Origin of the sequence: Clostridium sp. (genome assembly GCF_016650095.1) — a bacterium.
Taxonomy (GTDB): domain Bacteria; phylum Bacillota; class Clostridia; order Clostridiales; family Clostridiaceae; genus Clostridium_AD.
The window spans coordinates 1-6,196 of sequence record NZ_JAENWL010000223.1 but is presented as its reverse complement, the minus strand read 5'-3'; the positions used below and the strand labels follow the sequence as shown (position 1 = coordinate 6,196).

Below are 6,196 nucleotides of genomic sequence, written 5' to 3'. Positions count from 1 at the left end.
TGTAAAATATACATTTGATTTGTTCATTTACGTGCCTCCTATGACTTTTATCATAACTATTATTTAAGTTAGTTCATATATTACTAATATTATAACATACGGTTTCTCTTTTATCGCATAGGGAAAAGTATATATAACCCAATTAGCATGAATATACTAAATTAAAAATATTGATTATTGTATAAACAGCATTAGAAATACTAAGAATATAGTTTGATTTTATATGGATCTTTCAAATAATATAGAAAAACATAAACATTTAAGTAAATCTTGAATAAAAAACATATTGTATATTTATACAATAATAAACGGTGTATTCATGTATATTATATGTTTTATGAATAAGTATACTAAAATCTATAAATTTGTATTTTTCAAATTTGAAGTGTGGTAGCATACATAAGAATGACCAATTGTAATTGATATATCTATGGTGAAATTCATCTGAAAAGCTTTATAGGATTAAATAAACACGGTTTAAGTAATATTTAGAGTTTTTACTTATTATTATTTAAGGATATACTAATAACAGTGGAACAAAACACAAAAGGGGTTGAATTGATTTGGGGTCATTTATAAATATTACTTCTGAAATTGGAAAATTAAATACGGTCATGCTACATAGACCTGGTAAAGAAATTGAAAACTTAGTGCCAGAATATCTTGGAAGATTACTATTTGATGATATTCCTTATTTAGAGGTTGCAAAGAAAGAACATGATAAGTTTGCAGATATTTTAAGGCGAAATGATGTAAAGGTTTTATATTTAGAGGATCTTGCTTCTGAAGCGTTAATTGATATGAAAGTACGAGAAGACTTTCTCAAACGATTTTTAGAAGAAAGTAATATAACAAATTCAATACTTTTTGAAGGCTTAAATAATTATTTATTGTCTTTGCCAATAAATAAAATGGTAGATGAAGTAATTTCAGGTATTAGAAAAAATGAACTGAAGATTGAAGGAACGCATTCATTAGCAGTGTTAATGAATGATGTCTATCCATTCTATTTAGATCCAATGCCAAATTTATATTTTACAAGAGATCCTTGCGCTGCAATTGGCAATGGTCTTACAATAAATACTATGCAGACAGAGGCAAGAAGACGAGAATCATTATTTTTAGAGTATATTCATGGAAATCACAGATACTTTAAAGATTCTGAAACACCACTTTGGTATGACAGAAGTTTATCGAATAATATTGAAGGCGGCGATGAAGCAATTTTATCAGGAAAAGTGATTGCAATAGGGTGTAGTCAGAGAACTTCACCTGAAGCAATTGAAGTAGTTGCTAAGAATTTATTTGAAAAACATACGAGTTTTGAAAAGGTTTTAGTGTTCCAAATTCCAGCATGTAGAGCTTTTATGCACCTTGATACAGTATTTACGATGGTAGATTATGATAAGTTTACAATTCACCCTGGAATTGAAGAATCGTTAAATGTATTTGAAATTACTAAGGGAGCGAATGGGGGACTAAACATAAAACAAGACTCAGATAAACTTGAAAATATTTTAAAGAATGCATTGAGCCTTCCAGCAGTTAAACTAATAAGATGTGGTGGTGGAGATTTTATAACAGCTGGAAGAGAACAATGGAATGATGGGGCTAATACACTAGCGATTGCACCAGGTAAAATTATTACTTATGAAAGGAATTATGTTACAAATGAAATATTGGATGCAAATGGAATCACAGTGCTAACAATGCCAAGTTCAGAACTTTCGAGAGGAAGGGGTGGACCAGGATGTATGAGTATGCCACTTAATAGGAATAATTTGTAAAGAAGATAGTTGCAAAATTATTGTGCAAAAAAGAGTCTATAATAATAGACTCTTTTTTGTTGCTACCTACTCTACAGGTCTCATTTTATGCCATATATCATTTGAATTTATTCGTTATTTAAATAGTCTTCTTCATATCCATTTAGTTTTTTAATAATATTTGTAAAGACTGCATCCACTTTAGAAAAATCCATGTTTGGTACAAAGGAAGTTTCAAGTTCGTCATGGAGACCTTTAGCTTCTTTTATTGTAGCTAAACCCTTATTTAATAATGTATAAAACTCAGTTGCATCATATTCCATTTCAACTTTATTCTTTTGAAGGGTACTTAGATTTAAACAGTCCTTCATGTCAATTACAGTACCTGGTAAATCTAAATTATTTATTTCATTAGAGGTCAAAATGGCAACACTTAAGTCAGGAATCAATATATGCTCAATTTTTTCAGGGATAAGAGGTGTATGGAAAATTTCTACATAGTAGCCACGTTTTAAGGCTTCAGCAGATAAAAATTCTAATACATCTGATTTACCAGTACCAGGTCCACCTTTTAATACATAAATATTCTTATAACCATCGCTTAAGTTTTCTATATAAGTGATAATGCCGTTAGGAGTAAAAGCTGTAGCAAATAAATGCCTATCAAAGCCTATATTTGATGGTGAGGTAGTAAACAAAGATTCTTTTAGATTTTCTTTTATTAAATTTAACTTATTAATATCTAGGGCCTCACTGTTATAAGTACACCAATCATCATAAACTAATTTGGATGCTCCAAAGAATTTATAAGCTCTTTTAAAAGTTTTGCCAACCTTTTTATTTATGTCAATTATCTTAAGTCTAAATTTTTTAAAGCCTTCCTCATCCCAGCAATCTCCCATGTTCAGAATTTCATCTACGGCTCCAGGATTTATGGGATCCACTACATGAGGGGATGTTCCATCAAGTATTGCTATGTTTAGTCCTTTAATAACTACGCCGTCTAGTGAATTATTATCTGACGAGCAGTGATGGTATTCTATATCGTAGCCTTTCTCATTGAAGTATTTACCAACTTTCTTCATTAAGGAGGATTTACCCGTTCCAGGGCCTCCTTTTATGCATATTATTCTTCTTGCTTCATCCTGCCCTAGTATATACCTATAGAAGGAATAGAAGCCTCTAGAAGTATTTCCACCAGGAAAAATATTTTTAATAGTACCTTGCATAAATATCACACTCCATATCATCATATCAATATATAGTATTCAGAGATTCTGAAATTGATTATTACTAATATGTATTTTTATAGTAGAGGTGTTAGAAGTGAAATATATAAATAGTTTAATAGATATTATAGTAAAAATATCTACAATTATTACTTGTGCTTAGAAACATACTGTGATAAACTAATAATTAATTTAAAAAGTAAACTGCCTAGGGTAGAGGTGCTGTATCTAAGAGTACTTGTTCGGAGCTGACAGGCTAAGATGAATAAGAAAAGGAGCTATGGCCGAAGAAATATATTACGTAAAAAATATTTTCTGGTTTTATACAAAATATGTGTAAAATTGTCACTGATTTTTCAGTGGAGAGCTACAGGGTACACGAAGCTTGTATAAAAGTATGTATTTTTATGCAGCAAAGGTGTTCCTTTGCTGCATTTATTTTTTTTGAATAAATGCATATAAATTCAAAATGACACAAAGGTGATGAATAGCACCGAAGGTGATAAATAATAGGAGTGGTTAAATTATGGCAGTAGTTGTTCAGAAATATGGGGGTTCATCTGTAGGCACTACAGAGAAAATTAAAGGGATTGCACAAAATATAGTAAGGAGAAAAAATGAAAAAACAGATTTAGTTATAGTAGTATCTGCTATGGGAAAAACTACAGATGATTTAATATCTCTGTCAAAAGGGATATCAGAAAAACCAGATAAGAGGGAACTCGACGCGTTACTATCAACAGGAGAAATAATTTCAAGTGCACTACTCGCCATGGCGATTAAGGAGCTTGGATATGATGCCATAAGCTATACTGCAGGGCAAATTGGTATTAAGACTAGTGGACAATATGGAAAAGCCTTAATTAAAGACATACATGATAAGAAGGTTATAAAAAGCTTAGGAGAAGGTAAAATTGTAATAGTAACTGGCTTCCAAGGAGTAAATGAAGAAGGCGATGTTACCACTTTAGGGAGAGGTGGTTCTGACACCACTGCTGTAGCAATGGCAGTGAAGCTTAAAGGTAGCTGCGAAATATATACGGATGTAGCTGGGATATATAGTGTAGATCCTAGAGCATATAGCCAGGCTAAGAAATTAGATGAAATAGAATATGAAGAGATGTTAGAGCTTGCAAGTTTGGGAGCTCAAATAATGCATTCAAGGTCTATAGAGCTTGCTCAAAAATATAGTATACCTATATATGTAGGTCTTAGTAATAGTGAAATTAAGGGAACTATAATTAGGGAGGTAAAAAACATGAATATGGAAAGTAAACCAATAACAGGAATAGCAACTAGTGATGAGGATGTGGCTGTGACTCTGCAACATATACCTAAAGATGTGAATATATTATCTAGCATATTTGAAGCTATAGGAAGTAAAAAAATTAATATAGATATGATAAGTCAGTCATCGCCTATAGATGGAATGGTAAATGTATCATTTACAATTCCTAAAGAAAGCTTAAAGGATAGTTTAGAAATTATAGATAAATTAATAGTAGATAACAAAGTTATAGTTGATAAGGACATTACTAAATTTTCAGTGGTGGGACTTGGTATGAAGACAACCTCTGGAGTAGCTGCTAGAATGTTTAGAGTTTTCAGCAAAAACAATATCGAAATTAAGATGATTACTACTTCAGAAATAAGAATTACTTGTGCTATTAAAAGAGAGGATAAATCAAAGGCTATTCAGGTTATTGCAAAGGAATTTAATCTATAAAAACAAATGTATAGAAGGAGAGATTTATATGAGATTTTTTGGAAATATAAATAATGAAAATAATAGATTAAATATTGCAGGAGTTAGTGCTGAAGAACTGGTTACAGAATACGGTACTCCTCTTTATGTAATGGATGAACAGCATATACGAGATAATTGTAGAAAGTTTTATGAATCATTTAAAGCAGAGGAAGAAGGGAATAAGGTAGCATATGCTGGAAAAGCATTTTTAACTATCGCTATGTGTGAAATTGTAAAATGCCAAGGTTTATATTTAGATGTAGTGTCAGGAGGAGAATTATATACCGCACATAGTGCTGGTTTTCCACTTGAAAAGGTATATTTTCATGGTAATAATAAAACAATTGATGAAATTGAAATGGCAATTGAACTTGGGGTAGGTACTTTTGTGGTAGATAATCTTCACGAAATTGAAATTATTAATGAAAAGGCAAAGGGAAAAGGCATTGTGCAACGAGTTCTTCTTAGAGTAACTCCAGGCATAGAAGCTCATACTCATGAGTACATAAGAACTGGACAGATTGATTCAAAGTTTGGATTTACTACATTAAATAATGGATTAGAAGAAGTTATAAACACTGTTTTAAACTTTTCAAATATAAAATTAGCAGGACTACACTGTCACATAGGGTCTCAAATCTTTGAGTTAGAACCTTATAAAGATGCTGTGGATATAATGATGTCTTTGATTAAAAACATAAAGGAAAAATTTAGTTATGATATAGAAGAATTAGATTTAGGCGGAGGGTTTGGTGTTTATTATGACAAAGGTGATCAGCCAAAGAAAATAGAGGAGTTTTGTAGGGTAATAATTGAGGAAGCTAAAATTAAGTGTGAAGAATATGGAATAAACTATCCTACTCTTGTAATAGAACCGGGGAGGGCAATCGTAGCTAATGCAGGAATTACCTTATATACGGTAGGAGCTATAAAGGATATACCCGATGTTATAAAATATGTAGCAGTGGATGGTGGAATGACAGATAATATAAGACCGGCCTTATACAAAGCACAGTATCAATGTCTACTTGCAAATAGAGTAAATGAACCTTGTACGGAAATAGTTACAATAGCAGGTAAGTGTTGTGAGAGTGGAGATATTTTATTAAAAGGTGCGAGGTTACCAAAGGTTAATAGTGGAGATATTATTGCTGTGCTTTCAACTGGTGCTTATGGATATTCTATGAGCAGTAATTATAATAAAATACTTAGGGCTCCTGTAGTTTTAGTAAGTGAAGGCAAACATAGACTTATATGTAAAAGACAAACTTATAAAGATATGATTAGTAATGAAGTGTGTTTATAAGTTTGCGGTGTAATAATTCTCCTGCATGCCTTGCAAGCGAGCTCAAAACGTGAAATTTCATTAAGAAATTCTAAACTTTTGCAAATATAAAATTCTCTGGCGCTCACATTCGCCGTCCTGGCTCAGGTTCGCTAGCTTCCACGTCCTG

At 31.7% G+C, this 6,196-nt stretch carries 4 protein-coding genes and 1 riboswitch; of the genes, 3 read left to right on the top strand and 1 reads right to left on the bottom strand.

From position 1 onward, the window contains the following. Positions 1-563: 563 nt before the first annotated feature. Positions 564-1,787: an arginine deiminase gene (gene arcA / locus JJE11_RS12700; RefSeq protein WP_291636172.1), complete on the top strand. Its 1,224-nt coding sequence runs from the start codon at positions 564-566 to the stop codon at positions 1,785-1,787. 107 nt (positions 1,788-1,894) lie between these two features. Here the strand turns inward: arcA and JJE11_RS12695 are convergent, their stop codons facing one another. Further along, a complete protein-coding gene (locus tag JJE11_RS12695) occupies positions 1,895-2,995 on the bottom strand; it encodes a PRK06851 family protein (protein ID WP_291636170.1) in 1,101 nt (366 codons plus the stop codon). Positions 2,996-3,201: 206 nt separating this feature from the next. Then, positions 3,202-3,373: riboswitch (Lysine riboswitch) on the top strand. 148 nt (positions 3,374-3,521) lie between these two features. On the opposite strand from JJE11_RS12695, the gene JJE11_RS12690 reads away from it, so the two are divergent. Both JJE11_RS12690 and lysA read left to right on the top strand, forming a co-directional pair. Next, the gene (locus JJE11_RS12690; RefSeq protein ID WP_291636168.1) at positions 3,522-4,721 is read left to right on the top strand and encodes an aspartate kinase; all 1,200 of its coding nucleotides are present in this window, start codon (positions 3,522-3,524) and stop codon (positions 4,719-4,721) included. 28 nt (positions 4,722-4,749) lie between these two features. After that, positions 4,750-6,048, top strand: a complete 1,299-nt coding sequence (lysA, locus tag JJE11_RS12685) for a diaminopimelate decarboxylase (protein ID WP_291636166.1) — start codon at positions 4,750-4,752, stop codon at positions 6,046-6,048. Positions 6,049-6,196: the final 148 nt, after the last annotated feature.

Excerpts from the sequence above, each read along its gene's own strand:
- JJE11_RS12690 (WP_291636168.1), top strand. The coding sequence starts at position 3,522 with ATGGCAGTAGTTGTTCAGAAATATGGGGGTTCATCTGTAGGCACTACA.
- lysA (WP_291636166.1), top strand. The coding sequence starts at position 4,750 with ATGAGATTTTTTGGAAATATAAATAATGAAAATAATAGATTAAATATT.
- JJE11_RS12695 (WP_291636170.1), bottom strand. The coding sequence starts at position 2,995 with ATGCAAGGTACTATTAAAAATATTTTTCCTGGTGGAAATACTTCTAGA.